Below are 22,196 nucleotides of genomic sequence, written 5' to 3' on the forward strand. Positions count from 1 at the left end.
GCGTTTATCAAAACCCTATTTTTAGTTTGCACAGTTTGCTGGGCCGATCTCTTTCCACACGCCCCATTGGCCAGTCGTTGTTGGATCTTCACCTGTTGTCCACCATTTCGCTTCCCAAACCTTACCACCTTGGGTCACTTGGTCACCGCCATTGTAGACTGCACTTGAATCCCAAGCGTTAGTACACGTGTCACCGCCTGTGGTTTTCTTAAGAACTTTCACTGAAGTAGCCGCGACTGATGTCTCTGTACCATCACTGACTGTCACTGAGAAATTAAGTGTCGTGTCTTGCGTGTATTCCGCCGCGACAAAGCTTACTGAAGCGCCTTGAACAGTAGCATCAATACCTGCAGGTACATCCCACGTGAAGGTCAGCGTGTCTTGATCCGCATCGCTCGAAGCCGAAGCATCAACGACAACTACATCACCTGCACTCACTTCAGCCGGAGCAGAAACAACTGCGATCGGAGCTGTGTTTACTGGACCTGTGTCTTTAGGGTTTACTGTCACAACAACTGTGTCGGTGGACGTAGCACCTTCGTTGTCAGTCACGGTTAGGCTGAATGTCAGAGTCTCTTGTTGTGCGACTTCCACTACATCGAAACTCGCAACAGCCGAATTCGAGTTGGCCAGCGTTACTGCCGTTCCGCTTACTTGTGACCAAGCGTAGCTCGCAATCGTACCGTCACTGTCTTTTGAAGCGCTACCGTCTAGAGAAACAGAAGCAGGGCCTTCAACTGATTGGTCCGCACCTGCAGCTGCCGTTGGTTTACGGTTGACAGGATCTGTCGTACTGCCCGCAAGACCTTCGTGCATCGCATTCAGAATATCGCCGTTATCCGCATCAATTTCCCAAGAAAATAGACCCGCAAGGCCAAGGCTACGAACGTATGCACCTTTTGCTTTTACTGAGCGGTCATCATCAAATGTGATCAACTTGCCTGAAGTGCGGTTCCAAACGTAAGGCGCTTCTGCCATTTCGTCGTAACCATATTCAAAGCCGTTGATGCCTTGGTTGTTTGCACCAAGCATGTTCGCTTTTATGCCTTTGTAGTCAATAACGCCATCTTCCCATACGCCTTGCGCAGAGCTGCCGGTTAGTTTGCCATTACCCACGCCTGTCATTGGATCGCTAGGATCTGAAAGTGATGACGGTAATACACCCTCCCAACCACGACCGTACATCGCTGTACCAACCACAAGTTTGTTCGCTGGAACACCTTGCGCAAGAAGCAATTGGATGCCGTTGTCTGTGGTGTAAGCCGGGCCAGTGTACTGTTCGCCATTTTCATCAAGGCCTGTGCCATCACATTGACCAGGGCGCATGAAGTTACCGCAGTTGAGTGCTGTTTGGTGACCTAACACGTTGTTCCAACCGCCGTAGAAGTCGTAAGTCATTGCAAAGATGTAATCCATGTACTGGATAGCCTCGCCGTAGTTCACGTCTTCAATCTTATCGTGACCAACACCGATCGCTGATGTTAGCTCGTAAGTACGACCGTTTTCCGCTTCTAGTTGATCAAGCATAGTGCGCAGCTCTGCCATCAGTGCAATGTAAGCTGGGCCATCATTCATAGGGTCACCAAGGTCTGGCGCCGCACCGCCTCCACCAGGGAATTCCCAGTCAATATCTACACCATCGTAGAATTTCCACGTGTTAAGGAATTTCTTAACCGATGCAATGAAGGTGTCTCGGTTAGCTTTGGTTGTGAAATCGAAGAATGGGTCAGACAGCGTCCAACCACCAATCGATGGGATGATCTTCAAATCAGGGTTACGCTGTTTTAGCGCCATCATCATCGCGTAGTTACCCTTGATAGGTGAGCTGTATTCGTGTCCTGCTTGAGGGAAACTCTTCTGGAAAGCCGCCCATGGGTCATGAATCACCACTTCGTAATCGTTAACGCCCTGACACGCTGTCATGAGTGCGTTGTAGCTGTTACCGCCTACTGATTTCACTGATTCGTTAGGACCACAAATTGGGATGAAGCCGTAAAGGATATGGGTCAAATTGTCAGCAGGTAGGTTATCGACTGTGTAATCACGGCCATAGATGCCCCACTCAACAAAGTAAGTACCTACTACCGTGTTTGGATCTGTGTTGTATGACTTGTTGTTTGGATCCACATTCATCGCAAGTGGTGCTAGGTGTGATCCATCGGTATCAGCGATGGTGATCTGAGCGGGTGCACTCTTGGCACAGCCTGTTTCATCACACGCTTCAATTTCCATATCGAATAAGCCGCCTTGGCCGTATTCGAATGAAGCCGTGGTTTGGCTTCCAGTGATTGGGCCCGTCGCTACTTTAACGCCATCAAAGTAGATGTTGTACGTGTTTCCTGACGTTCCGCTCCATTGGTTGAACTTAACGTCGACTTTTGCTTTATCGTGATATTTAACCATCTGGTTGTAGCCAGAGGTGGTTTCCATCGCGAGTTCAATTTTAGAAAACTGTAGGTTGTTGGAACCGTACATATCAATGCTAGGTGCTGTTGGCGCGGCCAATGCTGTACCAGATAGCGCTAGAGCAATACTCGCAGCACAGGTGTTTATACGAATCATACTATTTCTCTCATTCCTTGAAGGTTTAGAACCAAGTGGTCCTAGAATCGGCTCCCGTCAGTTTTGAAGGAGCTTCCCCGTCAGTATTCGAGAGAGTTTTAATTTCATGACTGAAAATAAATCCGTTTTCGATGGACAACTAAAAAATTGTATCTTGTTACAATTCTGTTGCTTAATGAATGAGAGGCTGAGTCCATGTTTTATAAAATAAACCGCACTCAGAAGGAAAGTCTCATAAGTGAAATTACACGACATGAAGTTATGAAAAAGTGCGGTAAGCTATTATTAAATATCGCAAAATGAAGCGGCATCACAATCTTAAGCTCGTCATACCGGTGCTTGTAAGGGGCAGGTAGTATTGATGTAAGAGGGGTTACTAAACAAAGCGCTGTTGAAAGTATTATTTTTTGAATTGTTCAGCTAATACTGAGCGTCGTTGCTGCATGAGTCCTTGAGTCTCACCCGCTACAGTATCTTCATACCCTTCTTTTATGAATTGTTTGGATGGTGTGTTCGGCACTAGCCGCTTTAAACGAGGTGAATTGTAGGTACCGCTAATGGTATAAATCGTTGGGCCTGAACCTGTATTGATCGTGACATCGTTACCATCAAAATCAAACGAGGTACTGATGAAACGATAGTTCATCATCACACCATCATCGGAAAGTGTAAGAATATCTGTTTTGTAAGGTGGAGCACCAATCTCGATCCATGTGCCATGGACGTTACTTGGGCTTACAGATTTTTGGTAGGCTTGGTAGCCGAAATAGCCGACGGTGAGGGCAATCATAAAGCCAGCCATTAAGAAGGCGTAGAGTAACGAATTGGCCAATATATCGCTGCTTTTCGTGGTATTTTTAGCCATTATCTCTTCATTTTAGTTACTCATACTGGTGATGATTCTATAAAATAAAACGATAGGTTGCAAAGGTTCTTATAAGAGTTAGAAGCAGGATCGAATGTTCTTTTGAATCAAACTGCCTCAGTGATTTTTTACCCACACATTCAGTCTTCATGCTTTGTTAAGGAATATTTACTTAGAATGATTAGGTTGTATACCCAATGCCACGCCTAAAATGATTTCATCTCGAACGAAATTTAACTTCGAAAGGTCAACAGATCCTAAGCTATATTCATTTATTTCTTGTAGGACAGTCTCGAATTGGTTAAAACAATTAGCACCTAAATTTACGCATAGGCTTATTCGTTGAGCCTAGTAATGCAATTTTGAGATAACAAGGAAGTACAATGATTAAAGAAAATACATACTTTGAAGGCGGTGTTAAGTCGTTAGCGTTTAACCAGTCTGGTGCTGATGTGAGTGTTGGTGTGATGGCCGCTGGTGAATACACATTCGGTACTGCAGCTCCGGAAAAGATGACTGTTGTTAAAGGTGCTTTAATTGTAAAGCGTGTTGGCGATGACGATTGGACGACATTCCAATCTGGTGAGTCTTTTGACGTTGCGGGTGACTCTTCATTCGATTTACAGGTTAAAGAAGCGACAGCTTACCTGTGTGAATACTTGTAGGAAGGCCTGAGTTCGTTCAACCAGAGTATCGTTTATCTATGGCTTAATAGAAAAAAACCACGCTCTAGGAGCGTGGTTAAATAAGTGATAATAACCGGCAGTGGATAGTGTCACTTGTTTTTACAGTCATCAAATGGATGACCAAATTGTTGTTCGTTGCAAAATCTCTTCAATCTTCAATCTTCAATCTTTAACTTCAATTCAAAGCTAAAAGCGCAAAGACGTCGTCAATTAGTAAGTCTCAAAAACGCCATTGTTGTAGTCCTGAATCGTCTGTTCAATTTCTTCCATCGAGTTCATGACAAACGGACCATAGTGCGCAACAGGTTCATTAATCGGCTCACCAGAAAAAATCAGTACACCTGAATCTTCTAAACTACTCAGAGACAGCAAGTCAGCTTTAGTGAGTAACGCAAGTTGACCTTGGTTGATGACTTTATCACCGATCTTAATACTGCCTCGGTACACGTAAGTCATGGCATTGTGATTAACATCTATCCCTAATGTTATTTTTTGCCCAGAATGACATCGCCAATCCGCTACGCTTAACGGCACACCTGTTTGTTGCAGTGGACCTTGCGTTCGTAAAGCCTCTATATCATGGTCAGCTAGGTTATGCAGTTCGAATACACCAGCAATAACTCTCAATAAACCATTTTGTTCACTTTGATGCTCCGCGATGCTTTCATTTTGGAAGTCGTGATATTGCGCTGGTTGCATTTTGTGTGTTGCAGGTTGGTTTATCCAAATCTGAAATCCATGTAGTGCACCTTCTTCCATCATTGGCATTTCGCTGTGAATCACACCACGACCCGCGGCCATCCACTGTGCACCACCGCTGCGAAGCTCTCCAACATTCCCCATGTGGTCTTTGTGCTGGAAGTGACCTTGCAGCATGTAAGTGAGCGTTTCTATCCCACGGTGAGGATGTGGAGGAAAGCCGCCAACATAATCTTTGCTTTCATCCGACTTAAGTTCATCAATCATTAAAAATGGAGAGAAACGCGTGTTATTGAAACCAGCGAGTCTTTGTATTTTTACGCCATCACCATCGGAGGTAGCGTGTGCTGCAATCACATGATCTACTGCTCTTACACTCGTCATTTTGAAATCCTCATAAACTTGAATAGCTGTAGTTTATGTAATTTGATTTAAAAAGAAGATGGCACAGTGTTGAGTGACTTATTCGAAAATTTTGAACAGGTAAGAATATGAAATTATGTCTATACTTGAATAGAGAGCAGACCGCCAAGGAGGCCGCTATGGCAGTACAGCAAAAACATGGCGAAAGGCAAGGTCGGATGGGCTTTGATAACGATTTTACAACGGAGCAAGGTCAGCGTTTTACAGAGGTTGCGAATAAAGCGGTTAAGCGCCGTGTTAGAAAGCACCAGGCAGATGGGCCTTTTATACACTCGGCTAAGCAAGCCGCTTTTAAAACCGTTGCTAAATCTAAGAACGAAAATCGAAATTTAGTACGACAAGTCGTTTGGATTATTGTTATTGGCCTAGTGAGTTTATGGGCCATGTATATGGCAGGCTAGCGTGGACGCGTTTTTAATAACGTAACATTGCTCCCTTCGACCTTCGCTTCAAGACAACCTTCAAGCTCAGATGATTCCGATTCTGAGAAGGCTAGGTTTGTCGGTAGCTCTTCTATCAAGGTTGATACGGGATTATCGTGATAATAAGCGTATCGATTTTTTCCTGAATGTTTGGCAACATACATCGCTTTATCAGCACATCTCGTCAGCTCATGTAATTCTTGAGCATCTTGCGGGTACAACGAAACCCCAACACTGAGTGTCAATTCCTTGATTCTCTCGTTTGTCTGGCAACCACTTTCGAATAGCCCACAAATCCGATCTAAAATACCGTCTAGATCTTTGCGAGTTGGTACATCGTAGAGCATCAAAACAAACTCATCTCCAGCAAAGCGCGCAATCGAATAATCGTATTCATGACTTACCCTGTCTCTGGTTCGGATGTTGTTGCTTAAACGATTCGCAAAATGCTGTAAAACACTGTCTCCGACGTCGTGTCCGTAGCTATCATTAATGCCTTTAAAGTCATCTATGTCCAAAAAAACTAATGCAGTCAGTGAGCGTTCACTATCCACTGTCGCAAGTTTTTCTGTCGCCCAGCGTTCAAAGCTCCAACGGTTTGCCAAGCCTGTTAGTTGGTCTCTATAGGCCAGATCTTCAATCCCCTCTTTATATAGGCGTTGAATATAACTGACGGCTTTTGTGTAGTAATAAGCTGATGTGTGACATACCAAGCTCATTGTAAATAAGCTAAGAATAAACCGGTGTGAGCTGCTAAAAGGTAAAGAAAAGCTGCTAGGCATCGCTGTAATCAAGGTGCTGATAAATACACAAAATGAGGTACTGAATATAATGCCAATTCTGAAATCGTTTATGAAAATGACGGCAGCCAAAATCGGGTAGAGCCAGAGTGTCCGCTCGGGAATGGCGTGACTGTACAAGAATAGGATGACTCCTTGAACGAGCAGAACACCACTTAGAATCAATTCTGAATACTCAGCGGCAGTGACTTTTTTCACGTAAAATGCATTGGAGATAGCGATAAGTGCAAAACACAGTTCGAAAATTGACAGAGTGTAATGCTGACCTTGGAAGTAAGCCCAAGTGTAGAATGTGAATAACGCAGCGGCAGCCAGTGAAAAGGAGTGGACAATTTTTTGCTTGCGAGTGGATCGTATGTCCGCCATTTCTTCTAGGTGTCTGCCGACGAGCCTTTTCATGTGATTTGTGCCAAAGATTTTGATAATTGATGTTAATAGTAGATGAAATAAAAATCATAGCAGAGTGTTAGTGACCTTTTTAGTGTGACTACTATCAAGGTTTCATATTTAAATGATGAGTGACTCACAATAAATAGTGATGCGCGTCACTAACGGTGCAGATGTATCCGAGAGTGAAACAATCAAGGTTCTAGTTGCAGGAAGTTACTTGGCTATTATCTACTTGCTTTCCAATACGTTACTTAACATAGTTGGTAGATAGCTAATGTTTATAGATACCTAAATTTGATAGAGGCTCATAATGTTAATTACCTTTAGTTGCAAAGCTCATGCTAGCGTCACGATGTTTGGTGAAGTCGGTCTTCAGTTCATTAAGATGCTTGGACATAGTGGCACTATCCCCGGAGCAATTGATGCTTCAGAGGTTTCTCAAGCGTTAAGCAATTTGCGTGCTGCGATCGCCGCTGAGCAGAGCAAGCAGGTAGAACAAGAAAATACCGATGACGATAATGAAGAGGTTGTTGAAGCGCCTGTTAATATCGGTAGCCGAGCTTTCCCGTTAGTTGAACTATTGAAAGCGGCCATTAAAGACGAATGCGAAGTGATGTGGGAAGACGGTAGCGGTAAGCGATTGTAAGAGTATTCGAGCTCTTCGAATCAGAAAACAAACGTTTTCATAGGTTGACTAATAAATGCAAACTGAAACAATACGCTGCATTTATAGAAGTGTGTTGATCTAAAGGAAATTTGATGAGCTCTTATTCTCATGTTCGCAGTTACGCCAGTTTATTCAGTGCCTTATCGTTGGCGGTTGCGTCAGCTCCGAGTGCGGCTGATATATCAACAACGCCCGTCATTGGTGGCGTGTTTAGCTCCAGTGAAGTGTTGAAAAATCGGGTGCTTTCAAGCCTAAGTTATTCTGCCAGACTCACTCGTGATGCGGCTATTTTCACGATTGGTGGCGTTACATTAGATGCGTATATTCTCGCTCTCCCTTTAGACGTCAAAACAAAAGCCAGAGTCGTTGCTCAGTTATCCAACCCGACGTACTCAATTCCTTTGGGTTATTTTCTCTATAGTTATTACGACCGCTATTCAGGCTTGGGCAGTGAAGATGTGTTCAAATCTTACTTGTCGACGGTTTATGATAAGCAGGCACTAAAGGGCTTTGAACATAGCCTCTATCATGTTGGAGATAAGCCAACCTCAGAGCATCACGAGCCAGATACCTCGACTGAAGCAACGGGACATCATGAAGGTATTCGTATCGATGAACAGTTCATTGCCAACATGGTGGTTATCTACGATGCGTTATTCGAAATTGGTGTCTAGCAGGATATGGACACGCTCCCTGCGAATTACACATACTTAACCAATAGCCCTGAAGATCTAGCGATCATCGCTCAGATTCAACCGATCATCGTTGATTTGATCGGTAAAGCGGCATTGGGAATGGATGACGGCGACATGAAGTCTGCAATGTTGGCGATTGCAGAAGATGGTAAACCAGAAAACGCTGATAAGCCGAATAACAAAGCACAAGCTCTTACCATCACGCTTATTGATTTTGTACGCTTAAACTTGCTGAAAGCTTACCGACAATTTGTGTTTAAAGAAGAACGTGCAGAAGCGCTCGATGATTGGATGCAACAAGCGTTCAGTGACCAGCCTGATGCGCTAATACAATTCTTAGAATCCCAACAGCACAAACGTTTTGCGGTCCAAGTGACGGTCGACGGTTTACAGCAGGGGTTGATCGAAGGCTTGGTCGATGAAGATTCACCTTTCATTTCTGTTGCTTACCAAAATCATAAAAACCGAGCGCAATACAAACCTAAGCTAGAAACGGTTATTGAACCTGAACATCAACAGCAGGTGAGGTTCATGGAAGTTATGTCTGAACAAACCTACCGTGATCCGAATTATCTTCCGTTCTTCAAAAAACTCTATCAAGAGAATCGAAATAATATAAGCCGAGTGGGTATCTCTTCTACTCCGACGATCAGCGTACGTAATCTACCGATCATCAAAACGGGCGCAAAAGTGTCTGGTAACGGTGGTACGGGTATCCCTAATTTCCACTTTGTTGACCGAGAGATCGACCGAGCTTATTACTTCTTCGGCAATGACGCCCTGCAGTTGGATGTGTTGATGGCAAACAACAAGGTGCAGACCATGTTTGATCGCCTTGATTACCTCAAAACGCTGAACTGCAACGCTCAATACGATTGGAATGCTCACACCACTTACGATGGGCTAGTAAACCTAGGTTTGGGTGAGTCACTGCGGGATTATGGTGAGAAACGTTGCGTTAAAGAGCTTCAAGAACGTTCAGAAGTCGAAGTGGTTTTGCAAGAAAAGCGTCAAGCCTTGATTGAAGATATTGAAGCGTATCAGTCTATATCTGGCTTTGATTTTTTCACTAAGTTTTCAAAGAGAGCTCTGGTTAAACAGTCGATCACTCAGTTTGCCGTGTTAGATGGAAAAGGGATGCCAGACTACACCTTGGTTTATAACCCATGGCCGGATCACTTCGCACACTTTACCGGTCCTTTTAGTGACGAAATTCTGATGCCGACGGGAGAGCTTAACCGACTGGACTATTGGATTCGCCAGATTGAAGCGACCTACCGCAGTGCAGGCGTTTACGATAAAACGCTATGGGGCATGGCAGGAGATCATGGTTTAACGCCAGTGTTCTACGCGCTCAACCCCGAAAAGCAGGTATTCGAAGGCTTACAAGCAGAGCTAGATTATCCAATTGTGGTTAAGAAAATATCTTCGGACGAGGGGGAAGGGCCTAAAATCACCAATGCGCTAAGCTACCCAAGCTCGAAGGAATTGGATGTGGTGGTTGCCTCGACTGCTGGTGGTAACTTCATGATGGACTTCTTTAATTCGGCTCAAGGGTGGCAGGTTCAGCCGGTTTACCAAGAACTCACGCAGTGGTCTCCGATTGCAGCGCCAGCTGGTCAGAACATAGACATCATTAATCAGATAGCGCAACGCTTGCCTGAGAGTCTTGATTATATGGTCGTAAGAGAAAGCACATGCGATCAACAACGTTGCGCTGTTCGTGTGATTGGCAACCGTGATTTAAAACGGGTCGATGAATTGATCACACGTGAAGGTGACAAGCTTTTCTATGAGTCGTTGGAAGACAATCGAGCGCCGATTTTACTCAATACGCAAAGGTTAAATCCATACCTAGTATCACCAAGCGAAGCTGGTTTTTCACAGTACTCTCGATTAGTAGAAAAATGTATTAATCGAGCGGTTAAGGCGGATGTGACAACGTGGTGTAGCAGTGCTGAGTGGACTTCATTGACGCAACCAACACCTCGACCAGATTCAGTGAATCAACTGGCTAATATCTACCTTGAAGATAGGGCTGGCACGGTTAACTTGTTCCCTAAAGCGGGAATTGGTTACAACACTAAGGTGCCGGGTCGTCATGCTGGTGAGGATTACTTAGAGAAAGATGCCTTCATCGGATTCTGGGGAGCGCCAATTGGCGATAACTCTCAGCAATTGAAAATCGAAGCTAATGGCTCTTTGGCTCCAACGCTGTTTGAGTATTTGACCGGAGAACCTGTGGTCGAAGGTGAGAACGGTTGGGGTTTTCCGTCGTTGCTGAATAAGTTGGGTGTGTCTAAGAATAATTAAATTCTATTATTTATCGTTTAGGTTACGATACCGTAAAGCGAATCTAATGTGGCTTTTATTAGCCACTTTAGACTTCAATCAACTGCTCAATACAATCGATGTTTAGTTTGCTTGGGGCACCTATTAAATACCTTAACTAACGACACCTTTCCAATACCTCTTCACGACATAACACATTTTAAATAAAGTGATGCTGTTCACGCTTTCTTGACTCCCAATTCTGAACTAAGAATTTTTCCTAGTTATTCTAAGACCCTCTCTCATGCGGTCGCTTTTTAGACTCCTTATTATTTCATCATCGAATTGCAAAGAGTGCATGGTCAGTAATGTTCCGTGCAGACCTCATCAATAATAAGAGAGTTCACAATGTTAAAGTTCCTAGATCAGGTTAGAAAACCGACGCTGGATCTTCCGGTCGAAACTAGAAGAAAAATGTGGTTTAAACCATTCCTACAATCGTACCTAGTCGTATTCATTGGCTATTTGACCATGTATTTAATCCGTAAGAACTTCAATGTCGCGCAAAACGACATGATTTCTACTTATGGATTATCAATGACCGATCTAGGTCTTATTGGTCTTGGCTTTTCAATTACTTATGGTATTGGTAAAACGGTTGTTTCCTACTACGCGGATGGCAAAAACACCAAGCAGTTCCTGCCATTCATGCTTATCCTATCTGGCCTTGCCATGTTGGGCTTTAGCTTCAGCTTGGGTGGCGGCAGCGCTAGCTTATTCATGATGGTTGCCTTCTACGCATTGAGTGGTTTCTTTCAAAGTACCGGTGGCCCTTCAAGTTATTCGACTATTACTAAATGGACGCCTCGTAATAAGCGTGGGTCGTATTTAGGTCTTTGGAACATGTCACACAACGTAGGTGGTGCAGGTGCTGCTGGTGTAGCGCTGTTTGGCGCTAACTACTTTTTTGATGGCAACGTAATTGGTATGTTCGTGTTCCCATCGATCATCGCGATTGTGGTTGGTTTTATTGGGATGCGTTTTGGTAACGACTCTCCAGAAGCATACGGTTTAGGTACAGTTGAAGAGTTGTTTGACGAAGAAATCAGCGAAGAAGATACTATTGCTGAAGAAAATCAAATGACTAAGAAAGAGATCTTTGTTGAATATATCCTTAAAAACAAAGTGATCTGGTTACTCTGCTTCGCGAATATCTTTTTGTACATTGTTCGTATCGGTATCGATCAATGGTCTACCGTTTATGCGTATCAAGAGTTAGGTCTATCAAAAGAAACGGCTATTTCAGGCTTTACTCTGTTTGAAGTTGGCGCTCTGGTCGGTACATTAATGTGGGGTTATTTATCAGACCTTGCTAACGGACGTCGTGCTTTAGTTGCTTGTGTATCGCTTGGACTGATTATTGTATCTCTAGAGTTTTATCAGCATGCAACGAGCGAGTTCATGTACCTAGCATCACTATTCGTACTTGGCTTCCTAGTATTCGGTCCTCAGCTGTTGATTGGTGTTGCTGCGGTAGGCTTTGTTCCTAAGAAAGCAATCAGTGTGGCTGATGGCGTGAAAGGCACATTTGCTTACCTAATTGGTGACAGTTTTGCCAAACTTGGCCTAGGCATGATTGCAGACGGAACGCCTATTTTCGGCTTAACAGGTTGGAAAGGGACATTTGCAGCACTCGATACTTCTGCTGCCATTTGTATTGTTTTACTGCTGTTCGTTGCTATTGCGGAAGAGAAGAAGATTCGTCACGCGAAGAAGATGCACCTAGCGGCTCAAAACGCGTAGCTTGTCTGAGTACTTGTTCTCGCGCATTTGTTGTCGCAAAGAGAGTTTCGGGTAGATAGTTTCACGTGATTTATTGGTTTAAAGCACGTGAGATCATACCAATCGTTAGTTCTATTCAGTATCATCTGTACCGATAAACTTAATATTAAATAGCTCCTGATGGGGCTATTTTTCTGTCTTACTCTTAATTTTGGTTAATATCATGATTAATGTTGCGCTTGTTGATGACCACGTCATTGTTCGATCTGGCTTCGCTCAATTACTCAGTCTTGAAACTGATATAACGGTCGTGGGGGAGTTTAACTCTGCGGCAGAAGCGCGCCTCGGACTGCCAAGTTGTCACCCTGATGTTGTTATCTTGGATATTTCAATGCAAGATGAAAGTGGCCTGAGCTTATTGGAAGAGATTCCATCTGGCATTGCTAGCATTATGTTGAGCGTACATGACTCTCCGGCGATGGTTGAAAAGTCATTAGAGTTAGGAGCTAAAGGTTATCTCAGTAAACGCTGTAGCCCTGATGAGTTAATTCAGGCCGTACACACGAGCGCAAATGGTGGCTGCTACCTTACGCCAGATATCGCCATAAAACTGGCGACACCAATGAAGAATAAAGCCTCGTTAAATCAGCTCACCCGCAGGGAAAGCGAAGTGTGCCAGTTATTAGCGACAGGGCTCGACGTGAAATCTATTGCCGTCGAGTTAGAGGTTAGCCATAAAACGGTACATGTGCACCGTGCCAATGCCATGGACAAACTCAATGTTAAGAACAACGTTGAGTTAGCTAAATTGTTCACTCAAGACCAGTACTAATGCGTTCTTATCTAGCCACCTCCTTATGCGGGGTTTTTATGGCTGGCTGTGCATGGTTCTGTTTATGGGTTATTGCCTTCTATTTCATTAATGACCCTGAGTTAGCCATTCTGCTTTTCCCATTCTCACTCCGGTTAGGAATGACGCTGCACACTCGCACTCACTATTGGCCTGCTATCTATATTGCAGAGTGGGGGCTCGCGATTGCTCTAGCTCTACTACTTGATGAACCTCAATGGCTGACGATACTAATCGCCAGTGGACTAAGTATTCCAGCCACTCTAATTGCCAAACGTTATTATTCTGGTGACCTGAATCGTCACTTGTTAGTGATGGCGAGCTTAATCATGGTCACAGCACTCATCAATGTTGCCGTGGTCAGTTCTCATGTTCCGGCTGTTTACATGGTGTGGTTGGTGAGCATCACGGGTGGTTTGATGTTGGTGCCGATGTGTTATTTGGTATGGAATTACCTATTCCAAAATAAGTGGGCGCCACTGAGCTCTTACTTAATCCATAATGTTGTAGAGTTCAAAATCCGTCACATCGCTTTATACAGCCTCTTGTTGGTCGTCAGTATTTTGATACAAACCAGTTTGCCAGATGAGCTAAGGCGCTTCGCCCCGTTCTGTATGGCTATCCCTATTATCTTGCTCGCCGTTCGTTATGGATGGCAAGGCGCCTTGCTCGCTACCCTGCTAAATAGCGTCGCGTTGATTGCAGCCCACAGTGGCACGTCCAAACTCGAAATTACTGATTTACTCTTGTCTCTTTCCGCTCAGACCATCACCGGTATTTTGCTTGGTTTAGCTGTTCAAAAACAAAAAGATCTCAACTCGAAATTACGCAGTGAGCTCTCTAGGAATCAAAACCTTTCCCGTCAGCTAATCACGGCTGAAGAATCGGTTCGTCGTGATATTGCCCGTGAGTTACATGATGAGATAGGCCAGAACATCACGGCAATTCGGACTCAAGCGAGCATTATCAAACGTGTCGATGCAGCTGAAATGAGCGTTCGCTGTGCTGGTACGATTGAATCATTATCGTTGAATGTTTATGACACCACCAAGCGCTTGCTAACGAAGCTAAGACCCAAAATGTTGGACGACCTTGACCTGAAGGACTCCGTTGAACAGCTCATACGTGAAATGGAGTTCTCGGATCACGGTGTTGATATCCAGTTAAATTGGCACGGTGACTACTCATGTTTGAGTGACACGCTCAAGGTTACTCTCTTCCGACTGTGCCAAGAGTCTTTAAACAACGCCCACAAATATGCTGAAGCAAGTGAAATTAGAATAGAACTGATTCTAGACGATCAAGCTTATCTTCGAATTACAGACAATGGTGTTGGTTTTACAGCGCAGGATCTTCTCAAAGGAATGGGTGTTCGTGGTATGCAAGAGCGTGTTCAGGCGCTCGGTGGCAAGATGACAATCAACGCTAATGACTCTTCTTCGGGTACTAATATCAGCGTTACATTACCTAAAGTGTGAGAACGAATATGTTTGGATTTCTGCGCTCAACAACGTCAAAAAGTCATACTCTAGGCGATGATGAGGTCAATCAGCGTTATCGTTATTGGCGTCTCCACATCATGATAGGAATGTATGTCGGTTATGCAGGTTTTTACTTCACTCGTAAAACCTTTAATTATGCCGCGCCAGCCATGATCACCGATCTTGGCTTAGACAAAGGCGATATCGGCTTGATTGGCACGCTCTTCTATCTTTCTTACGGCTTATCTAAGTTTATTTCAGGCACGATATCGGATCGGTCGAACCCGCGTTACTTCATGGGCCTCGGCCTAATCGCGACAGGCTTGATCAATATCGCGTTTGGTTTTTCTAGTTCGTTGGCGGCTTTTATATCGCTTTGGGTGCTTAATGCATGGTTCCAAGGTTGGGGCTGGCCATCGTGTTCCAAGTTATTGACGACCTGGTATTCTCGCTCCGAAAGAGGCTTTCGCTGGGCTATATGGAATACAGCACACAACGTTGGTGGGGCATTGATTCCTATTCTCGTTGGCTATCTAACTCTCCAATACAGTTGGCGATCTGGGTTTATATGGCCGGGTGTGATTGGTGTTTTTATTGGTCTCATTGTCTGTTGGCGCTTACGTGATAAGCCCACGACCATGGGGCTTCCGACGGTAGGGAAGTGGCGCAATGACCATCTAGAATTGGCGCAAGAGAGCCATGGGCAAGGGTTAAGCTATCGAGAGATCCTGAAAGCCTATGTGTTCAGCAATAAGTACATTTGGCTGCTCGCCTTTAGCTATGTGTTGGTTTACATCGTAAGAACGGCAGTTAACGACTGGGGCAATTTATATCTCACCGAAGAGCACGATTATAGTTTGATAAACGCCAACGCTGCGTTGTCTCTGTTTGAGATTGGCGGTTTCGTTGGTTCACTTGTTGCTGGATGGGGATCGGATAGGCTGTTTGGTGGTAACCGTGGTCCCATGAATATCCTGTTCGCGATTGGTATCTTCCTCTCGGTATCCGCTTTATGGCTTATGCCTCTAACCAACTTTGTGTTTCAAGCGGCTGGGCTGTTTTGTGTAGGCTTTTTTGTGTTTGGCCCTCAAATGCTAATAGGTATGGCTGCCGCGGAATGCTCACATAAAGACTCCGCAGGAGCTGCGACAGGCTTTGTTGGCTTATTTGCCTATATGGGTGCAGCACTTTCTGGCTACCCATTAGCGCTCGTTCTAGAAACTTATGGTTGGAGTGGGTTCTTCATTACCATCTCGACTTGTGCGGCCGTTATTGGCTTGCTGCTACTGCCTTTCCTACAAGCCCAATCGCCTCAGAAAAGTGCAGAGGTTCGCTCTGGCTTTTAAGGGATTTCTTCGTAAATAAGATAGCTGCTAATGGTCCTCTGGTTATTATGCAGCTACCCTATCTTCAGCGTTTTTTATACGTAGCATTTAAATGTGACTCTTTTCACGCTTTTCATGGTTCTCACCTGTTTCTAAGAATTTTTCCTATTGCGTCTAAGACCTCATCTCATGTGGGTTCTAGCTGCTCTCTGTAGTCTTTCTAATTATTTACGTTATTAGAAATTAGCTCTCTGAATTGTGTTCAAAGGGCTCACTACGGAAAACGCCATGTCACTCAGCCACTTCTCAGAATACTCATTTTTCCCAATGGAAAACACCATCCAAAATTATGCATGGGGGAGTATTTCTTCGATACGTGAACTGTTTGGCTTTAAGAATGAGTCACAAGAGCCGCAAGCGGAAGTTTGGATGGGAGCGCATCCAAAAGGTTGCTCAATGGTTAAGCTTGACCAACATTTGGTGCCTCTCTCTGAGCTGATTAACAAGAATAAACCCGCTTATTTATCTACTGATATTGCGCAGGAGTTCGGTGAACTGCCGTTCTTGTTTAAGATCTTGGCAGCGGAAAAAGCGCTATCGGTCCAGGTCCACCCAAACAAGCACCAAGCCGAGTTAGGCTTTGCGAGAGAGGAGCAAGCAGGAATCCCTCTGACTGCAGGGCATCGTAATTACAAAGACTCTAACCATAAACCTGAATTGGTTTACGCGATCACTGAATACCAAGCGATGAATGGCTTTCGAGAATTTAACGAAATATTAGGTTTGTTCAGAAGATTAGACTCTAGCGTGCTCGCTGGCTTGATTGAAGAGTTTGGGACCCACCTTGACTCTCTAGGCTTAGAAGCTTTTTTCCGCGATCTGTTAACGCTAGATGACCAACGTAAACATCAAGCATTAGATCAACTTCTGACTTACGCAGAGTCTCATCAAGACCAAGCTGAATTTGCTTTGGTTACTGAGCTTAGCCATCAGTACCCGAACGATATCGGTTTGTTTTGTGTTCTGCTGCTTAACTTGATCACATTGGAGCCGAGTGAAGCGATGTATTTGAATGCGAACACTCCGCACGCTTACATTAAAGGTACCGGGCTTGAGATTATGGCAAATTCAGACAACGTGCTACGAGCAGGTTTAACGCCAAAACACATTGATGTCGCTGAGTTAGTCGCCTGCACAAAATTCACGCCAATTCCGTTCGAAGGCTTGTTGTTAGAGCCATCAAAACTGGGTAAATGTGATTGTTATGATATCCCAGTCAGTGACTTCAATTTCAATATCTTTCATCGTCCTCATCAAGAAGAAGTTATCACAAGTGGCGCTGAAATTTTAATGGCAATAGATGATGATCTAGTGCTAATGAGTCAGAAAGGCGAGCACTTAACCCTCACCAAAGGGCAATCGGTATTTATCCCAGCTTATATTGGCCATTACGAATTGAGCAGCAAAGGGCGAGTGGCGAGAGCGTTTAATTAGCGAAGTCGCTTCTAGTTTAAATAGAGAGTCATCCCCACGAAATTAGTATCACTATCATCAACAATTTGGTAGCCAAGCGCCTGATAAAAACTGATGGCGCGGGTGTTACTTCTAAAGCTCGACAGAGTGACTTGGTTTCGTTGTTCTTGATGGGCTTTTTCGTGGATGAGTGACATGACTTTTTTACCAAGAGACTGACCTTGGTATTGAGGGGAAATGATCAGCAGATGAATATGGTATGCGTTGTCATAAGGCTTAAAGCAGACTAGTCCTACTTTCTCATTTTCGCTATATATCCAATGAAACCAAGAGGGATGATAATCATTGATTAGGCGTTGACGTTGGAAGTCGTCGTCCCATCCGAAAACGTTATCTACGTGTATGAAAAGACCTTGTTTAACACACGTAAACAGTTCTTCGAATTCAGAATTTGAAACGAGCTGGAGTTGTATATTCTCTTCTTGTCTTGCCACTTTGCTTTCTTCCTTATCAAACGCCTTTGAATAAGCAAACAGTAACATAATTGAAGAAGCCGAATTAGCTTAGAATTGCGATGTGATGAAACCAAAAAGCCATGCGTGATGCATGGCTTAGAATAAAGTCTTGGACTGATTTTTCTATACGATCTTAAGTGCGTGGTGGCGCGTGAGCTGTTTGTGTAGCGAGTCTTTTAGCGCCATGCGTTCAACTTTGAGGTTGTGCATGCTGTCGTCATCGATAGGGCTGCCAGAGATTTCTAGCTGACGGATGTCGTAGTCGAGTTGGTGGTATTTCTGCATGTCTGCTTTGAATTTTTCGTCGTCGTGGTTGAGCTGAACAATGTCTAATTTAAGATCTGGGAAATCTAAGATAAAGGCATGGTTTTCATTGAGCATTGGCACTTCCTCTCTAGTCGGATTTTTAGGGCGTGTTGATCTTTCGAGCTTGTTTTTGCGGCGAATTGCTGGGTATTTCTACAAGGCAGAGGCTTTGATGTGTAGCTAGCCTACATGAGAGGCCGATAACGTAGTAGAAATAACCAGCAAACGCTGCCCGAAGGGTTCGGCTAAAAGCGTTTTACTCTTTGTTAAGGGAGATTTGCTTAGAATGACTAGGCTACTTCTCCCTCGCCGCGATTAAAACGCTTTTATCTCGAACAAAATCCAACCGCGGAAGGTCAACACGCCCTGACAGTATAGAAGCAATTTATCGAAAGAAATGTGGTTCAAAACACAAAGCCGTAAAGCGATCAAAAAAGGGCACAAACTCGAGAAATCATCTTCGAACTTGCGCCCTTTTTTGTGTATATAGCTAACTATTTATAGTTATATGTTTAGAACTATGTGTGTTGAAAGCAGAAAGCTTACTTTGCTTTCTTACCAGAGCGTTGCTGCTCTTTGTGTGCAAGCTTTTCTTTCTTACGTTGATCGATAAGGTGAGCGGCTTCGCCACCTACGTGGGTTTCACCACGGGCATTCGACAGTTGAACTTGCTTTTCACGTTCGCGGAAACGCGCTTTCTGCTCATCGCTGTGTTTATCAACACACTTAGGGCAGCTTACGCCTTTCTCAAAGTGCTCAGATGCTTTGTCTTCGTCTGTGATTGGCAGGCGACAAGCGTTACACACGTCGTAGCCGCTCTTCTCTAGCTGGTGGTTAACTGCAACACGACCATCAAATACGTAGCAGTCGCCTTCCCACATGCTCTCTTCTTCTGGTACTTCTTCTAGGTACTTAAGAATGCCGCCTTCAAGGTGGTAAACCTCATCAAAGCCTTGCTCTTTCATGTAGGCTGTTGATTTTTCGCAACGAATACCGCCAGTACAGAACATCGCGACTTTCTTGTGCTTCTTAGGATCAAGATTTTCTTCAACGTACTGAGGGAATTCACGGAAGGTTTCTGTGTTTGGGTTTACAGCATTTTTGAATGTGCCGATGTCCACTTCGTAGTCGTTACGGGTATCAACCAGAATTACATCAGGATCAGAAATCAGAGCGTTCCACTCGTTTGGTTTCACGTAAGTGCCGACAACGTGGCGTGGGTCGATACCCTCAACGCCCATGGTTACGATCTCTTTCTTGAGCTTAACCTTGGTGCGGTTGAATGGTTGTTCTTCGTTGAACGACTCTTTGTAAACAACATCAGCCAAACGAGAATCTTGTTTGAACCATTGAAGAAGAGCGTCGATAGATTCGCGCTTACCTGCAACGGTGCCGTTGATACCTTCACTCGCAAGTAGCAAAGTACCGCGGATTTGGTTGGCTTCTAACACGTCAGTGAGTGGCTGGCGAATTTCTTGGTAATCATCAAGTGCTACGAATTTATACAGAGCACATACAACATATTGAGACATGGTTTTTCCTTTCTGCGAGCTGGAACGTAAATCCAGAGCGTTGCCTTTTATGATACATACTGAGTTTGATTTACTCAGGTTTGCCCATATTGGCTTATTAAAATCCGCCGCAGTATAACCAAGCCAAGGAAGGACAAAAACCAACCAAAAGTAGGGCTATTTAGCATTATTACCAGTGTGGTTTTTGGACTAAGAAATGCAATGAAACCGTTTTATCTGGTTCGAATTACAACACGTATTCCCAAACCAAAAAGGCCCTGCTGTAAAAATACATCAGGGCCTTGGTATTGAATCTGTCTGACTTAATCAGCGATTACGCTTGGTTCAGTACTTCCGCTAAGCGTTTCACCGCTTCAGTCAACTCTTCTGGGTTGGCGTTGGTGAAGTTTAAGCGCAGTGCGGCTTTGGCTTCATCGGCCTTTGGATAGAATACTGGGCTTGGTACAACCGCTACACCATTCGATAGTAGAGTTTTAGCCAGTTCAAAGGTGTCGCACTCTGGGATTTCTACCCAAATGAACATCCCGCCATCTACGGCTTTTAAGACGCAATCTGCAGGCAGTTGTTTCTCTAATTCTGAGAACAGTACTTCATAACGAGACTTGTACAGGGTGCGAATGTTTTCCATGTGTACGCCAAAGTCTTCATGTTTTAGAAGACCAACAAGCAGTGCTTGCATTGGTACACTTGAGTGTAAATCCGCGCCTTGCTTCACTTTGATCAGTGGCTCAAGGTAGCTGCGTTTTCCTGTTACTGCGCCAATACGTAAACCTGGCGATGCGATCTTAGAGAATGAACGAAGAACGATAGAGTTGTCAGGGCAGAACGAAGAAACCAACGGCAGTTCTGTACCTGTGAAACGTAGCTCACGGTATGGTGCATCTTCAATGAATGCCACGTTGTATTTGATACACAGCTCAGCGACTTTTTGACGAGTTTCTGTTGCCCAGCACACGCCGGTTGGGTTGTGGAAATCAGGCACGGCATAGAACATCTTCGGTGATTGCTGTGCAAAGCACGTTTCCAGTTCATCTAGGTTCGGGCCAAATTCAGTTTGAGACACGGTTGCAATGTTTGCTTGAACTAGGCCAAACACCTGCATCGCACCTAAGTAGCTTGGCGCTTCCATCACAACCACATCACCCGGGTCAACATACGCACGTGCAATCAAATCCAAACCTTGCTGAGAGCCAGTACAGATCATTGCCGTGTGTGATTCTGGCAATTGGTAGCTTTGTGTAAGGTGGTCAAGCAACGGGCCGTAACCGGCAGTCGAACCGTATTGGAAAACTTCAGGCATGTTCGCTAGGTTTTCTAGCGTTGGCTTCATTAAATCGATTGGGAATGTTTTCTCGTCCGGTAAACCACCGGCCAATGAGATGACATTTGGATCACTTGCGGCTGCGAGGATCTCTCGAATGTATGAAGATTGAATCTGTTGTAATGACTGTGCGATTTCCATGTGTTGTGTCTCGTCGTTTATCGTTTTTATTCTATCGCTTGATATTACACGGCAATTGTAAAAACTAGCGTGTCCGTTTATGCTCTTAAACATGTCCATTTATGCTATTTAAACGATGTCACGACAACACTTATCCCGAATCAATGATGTTTTGTTCCATATTCATCAAGACATCAGCCAACCTCTGTCGGCAAAAGCGCTCTCCGAGATTGCGGCTTATTCAGAACAACACTTCCACCGCACCTTTAAAAGCGTGGTTGGGGAGTCGCTACATCAGTACATTCGACGCACTCGAATGGAGTATGCAGCCAATCAATTGATGTTCGATACCACGTCGTCAGTGGTAGAGATTGCTAGTAAATGTGGCTTTAGTTCGGTGTCTTCATTTAGCCGAGCATTCAAAGCGACCTTTAACATGTCACCGGGAGAATGGCGTAAACACGACTTACAGATAGCAGAAAAACCCTATTTGAAAGATCCCGAAGTAGCGGCGGGTTATTTGAACGTAGCGCAGCGAGTGTTACCTGAACCGAAGATCGTTGAAACACCGGAGCGAATGGCGGCTTATGTTCGACATACGGGTTATAACCGTTCTATTCGCAACGCGTGGTTGATATTGAAAGCGTGGGCGAACTCAGAACAGCGTGACTTTTCGAGCCAATTTGGTTTGCATCACTCAAACCCTGCTTGGGTGGAAATGGACCAGTGCCGCTATGTGGCGTGTATCGCGATTGATGAGCCGATTAAGTATCGCAGTGTTGTGAACCAGATGGTGATTCCGGGTGGGTTACACGCGGTATTTCGACTGAATGGCCGTTATGGTGAACTGCTACCACAGATCAGTATGGTATTAGAAAAATGGTTACCTGCTTCTGGTTTCAAACAGCGCTCGACTCCCGCGTATGTGCATTATCATCAGAATCATTTTCTCAACAGTGATGAAGTGTTTGAGCTTGATTTCTATCTGCCAGTGAGTTTTTATTAGTAACC

At 44.4% G+C, this 22,196-nt stretch carries 17 protein-coding genes and 1 pseudogene; 10 read left to right on the forward strand and 8 right to left on the reverse strand.

Features of this window, described 5'->3' with window-relative positions; all coding sequences use genetic code 11:
• Positions 1 to 21: 21 nt before the first annotated feature.
• Both AB6D80_RS06270 and AB6D80_RS06275 read right to left on the reverse strand, forming a co-directional pair.
• A complete protein-coding gene (locus tag AB6D80_RS06270) occupies positions 22 to 2,562 on the reverse strand; it encodes a glycosyl hydrolase family 18 protein (RefSeq protein ID WP_372188049.1) in 2,541 nt (846 codons plus the stop codon).
• 400 nt (positions 2,563 to 2,962) lie between these two features.
• Positions 2,963 to 3,427, reverse strand: a complete 465-nt coding sequence (locus tag AB6D80_RS06275) for a DUF2850 domain-containing protein (RefSeq protein WP_371726888.1) — start codon at positions 3,425 to 3,427, stop codon at positions 2,963 to 2,965.
• A 383-nt stretch (positions 3,428 to 3,810) separates the two neighbouring features.
• Between AB6D80_RS06275 and AB6D80_RS06280 the strand changes: the two genes are divergently transcribed.
• Positions 3,811 to 4,092: a pyrimidine/purine nucleoside phosphorylase gene (locus tag AB6D80_RS06280; protein WP_009846125.1), complete on the forward strand. Its 282-nt coding sequence runs from the start codon at positions 3,811 to 3,813 to the stop codon at positions 4,090 to 4,092.
• 231 nt (positions 4,093 to 4,323) lie between these two features.
• Here AB6D80_RS06280 and AB6D80_RS06285 read toward each other — a convergent pair whose 3' ends face one another.
• A complete protein-coding gene (locus tag AB6D80_RS06285) occupies positions 4,324 to 5,196 on the reverse strand; it encodes a pirin family protein (protein WP_102582593.1) in 873 nt (290 codons plus the stop codon).
• 158 nt (positions 5,197 to 5,354) lie between these two features.
• Between AB6D80_RS06285 and AB6D80_RS06290 the strand changes: the two genes are divergently transcribed.
• Entirely contained in the window at positions 5,355 to 5,636 is a 282-nt protein-coding gene (locus tag AB6D80_RS06290; RefSeq protein ID WP_009846127.1) for a hypothetical protein, read from the forward strand.
• Here the strand turns inward: AB6D80_RS06290 and AB6D80_RS06295 are convergent.
• Entirely contained in the window at positions 5,633 to 6,823 is a 1,191-nt protein-coding gene (locus tag AB6D80_RS06295) for a GGDEF domain-containing protein (protein WP_102582608.1), read from the reverse strand. The genes AB6D80_RS06290 and AB6D80_RS06295 overlap by 4 nt on opposite strands.
• 334 nt (positions 6,824 to 7,157) lie before the next feature.
• Here AB6D80_RS06295 and AB6D80_RS06300 point away from each other — a divergent pair, with 334 nt between their 5' ends.
• The 7 genes and pseudogenes from AB6D80_RS06300 to manA all read left to right on the forward strand — a co-directional run bounded on the left by AB6D80_RS06300 (position 7,158) and on the right by manA (position 17,412).
• Complete coding sequence (locus tag AB6D80_RS06300; RefSeq protein ID WP_017100906.1) at positions 7,158 to 7,493, forward strand: DUF1840 domain-containing protein; 336 nt, start codon at positions 7,158 to 7,160, stop codon at positions 7,491 to 7,493.
• Positions 7,494 to 7,606: 113 nt separating this feature from the next.
• Positions 7,607 to 10,522 (forward strand): annotated as a pseudogene (locus AB6D80_RS06305) (alkaline phosphatase family protein).
• Positions 10,523 to 10,888: 366 nt separating this feature from the next.
• Positions 10,889 to 12,283 carry a hexose-6-phosphate:phosphate antiporter gene (gene uhpT, locus AB6D80_RS06310; protein ID WP_009846131.1) on the forward strand — a complete coding sequence of 465 codons (1,395 nt, stop codon included), beginning with the start codon at positions 10,889 to 10,891 and terminating at the stop codon, positions 12,281 to 12,283.
• A 202-nt stretch (positions 12,284 to 12,485) separates the two neighbouring features.
• Positions 12,486 to 13,094: a transcriptional regulator UhpA gene (uhpA, locus tag AB6D80_RS06315; protein WP_086051394.1), complete on the forward strand. Its 609-nt coding sequence runs from the start codon at positions 12,486 to 12,488 to the stop codon at positions 13,092 to 13,094.
• Positions 13,094 to 14,590: a signal transduction histidine-protein kinase/phosphatase UhpB gene (gene uhpB, locus AB6D80_RS06320; protein WP_371707005.1), complete on the forward strand. Its 1,497-nt coding sequence runs from the start codon at positions 13,094 to 13,096 to the stop codon at positions 14,588 to 14,590. The genes uhpA and uhpB overlap by 1 nt, the downstream gene beginning before the upstream one ends.
• Before the next feature lie 8 nt (positions 14,591 to 14,598).
• The gene (locus AB6D80_RS06325) at positions 14,599 to 15,939 is read left to right on the forward strand and encodes an MFS transporter (protein ID WP_372188051.1); all 1,341 of its coding nucleotides are present in this window, start codon (positions 14,599 to 14,601) and stop codon (positions 15,937 to 15,939) included.
• A 267-nt stretch (positions 15,940 to 16,206) separates the two neighbouring features.
• On the forward strand, positions 16,207 to 17,412 hold the full coding sequence (manA, locus tag AB6D80_RS06330) for a mannose-6-phosphate isomerase, class I (RefSeq protein WP_372188053.1): 1,206 nt from the start codon (positions 16,207 to 16,209) through the stop codon (positions 17,410 to 17,412).
• 11 nt (positions 17,413 to 17,423) lie between these two features.
• Here manA and AB6D80_RS06335 read toward each other — a convergent pair whose 3' ends face one another.
• From AB6D80_RS06335 to AB6D80_RS06350, 4 genes are all read right to left on the reverse strand, one after another.
• Positions 17,424 to 17,933 carry an N-acetyltransferase gene (locus tag AB6D80_RS06335; RefSeq protein ID WP_017100903.1) on the reverse strand — a complete coding sequence of 170 codons (510 nt, stop codon included), beginning with the start codon at positions 17,931 to 17,933 and terminating at the stop codon, positions 17,424 to 17,426.
• Between the two features lie 96 nt (positions 17,934 to 18,029).
• Entirely contained in the window at positions 18,030 to 18,287 is a 258-nt protein-coding gene (locus AB6D80_RS06340; protein WP_010432560.1) for a YdcH family protein, read from the reverse strand.
• Between the two features lie 467 nt (positions 18,288 to 18,754).
• Positions 18,755 to 19,744 (reverse strand): rhodanese-related sulfurtransferase, encoded by a 990-nt coding sequence (locus tag AB6D80_RS06345; RefSeq protein ID WP_017100902.1) that lies wholly within the window; start codon positions 19,742 to 19,744, stop codon positions 18,755 to 18,757.
• A 313-nt stretch (positions 19,745 to 20,057) separates the two neighbouring features.
• Positions 20,058 to 21,206 (reverse strand): PLP-dependent aminotransferase family protein, encoded by a 1,149-nt coding sequence (locus tag AB6D80_RS06350; RefSeq protein WP_017100901.1) that lies wholly within the window; start codon positions 21,204 to 21,206, stop codon positions 20,058 to 20,060.
• Positions 21,207 to 21,321: 115 nt separating this feature from the next.
• Here AB6D80_RS06350 and AB6D80_RS06355 point away from each other — a divergent pair, with 115 nt between their 5' ends.
• A complete protein-coding gene (locus tag AB6D80_RS06355; RefSeq protein WP_017097778.1) occupies positions 21,322 to 22,191 on the forward strand; it encodes a GyrI-like domain-containing protein in 870 nt (289 codons plus the stop codon).
• The last annotated feature ends 5 nt before the right edge of the window (positions 22,192 to 22,196 follow it).

Source organism: Vibrio sp. 10N.247.310.17 (genome assembly GCF_041466605.1).
Taxonomy (GTDB): Bacteria; Pseudomonadota; Gammaproteobacteria; order Enterobacterales; family Vibrionaceae; genus Vibrio; species Vibrio tasmaniensis_A.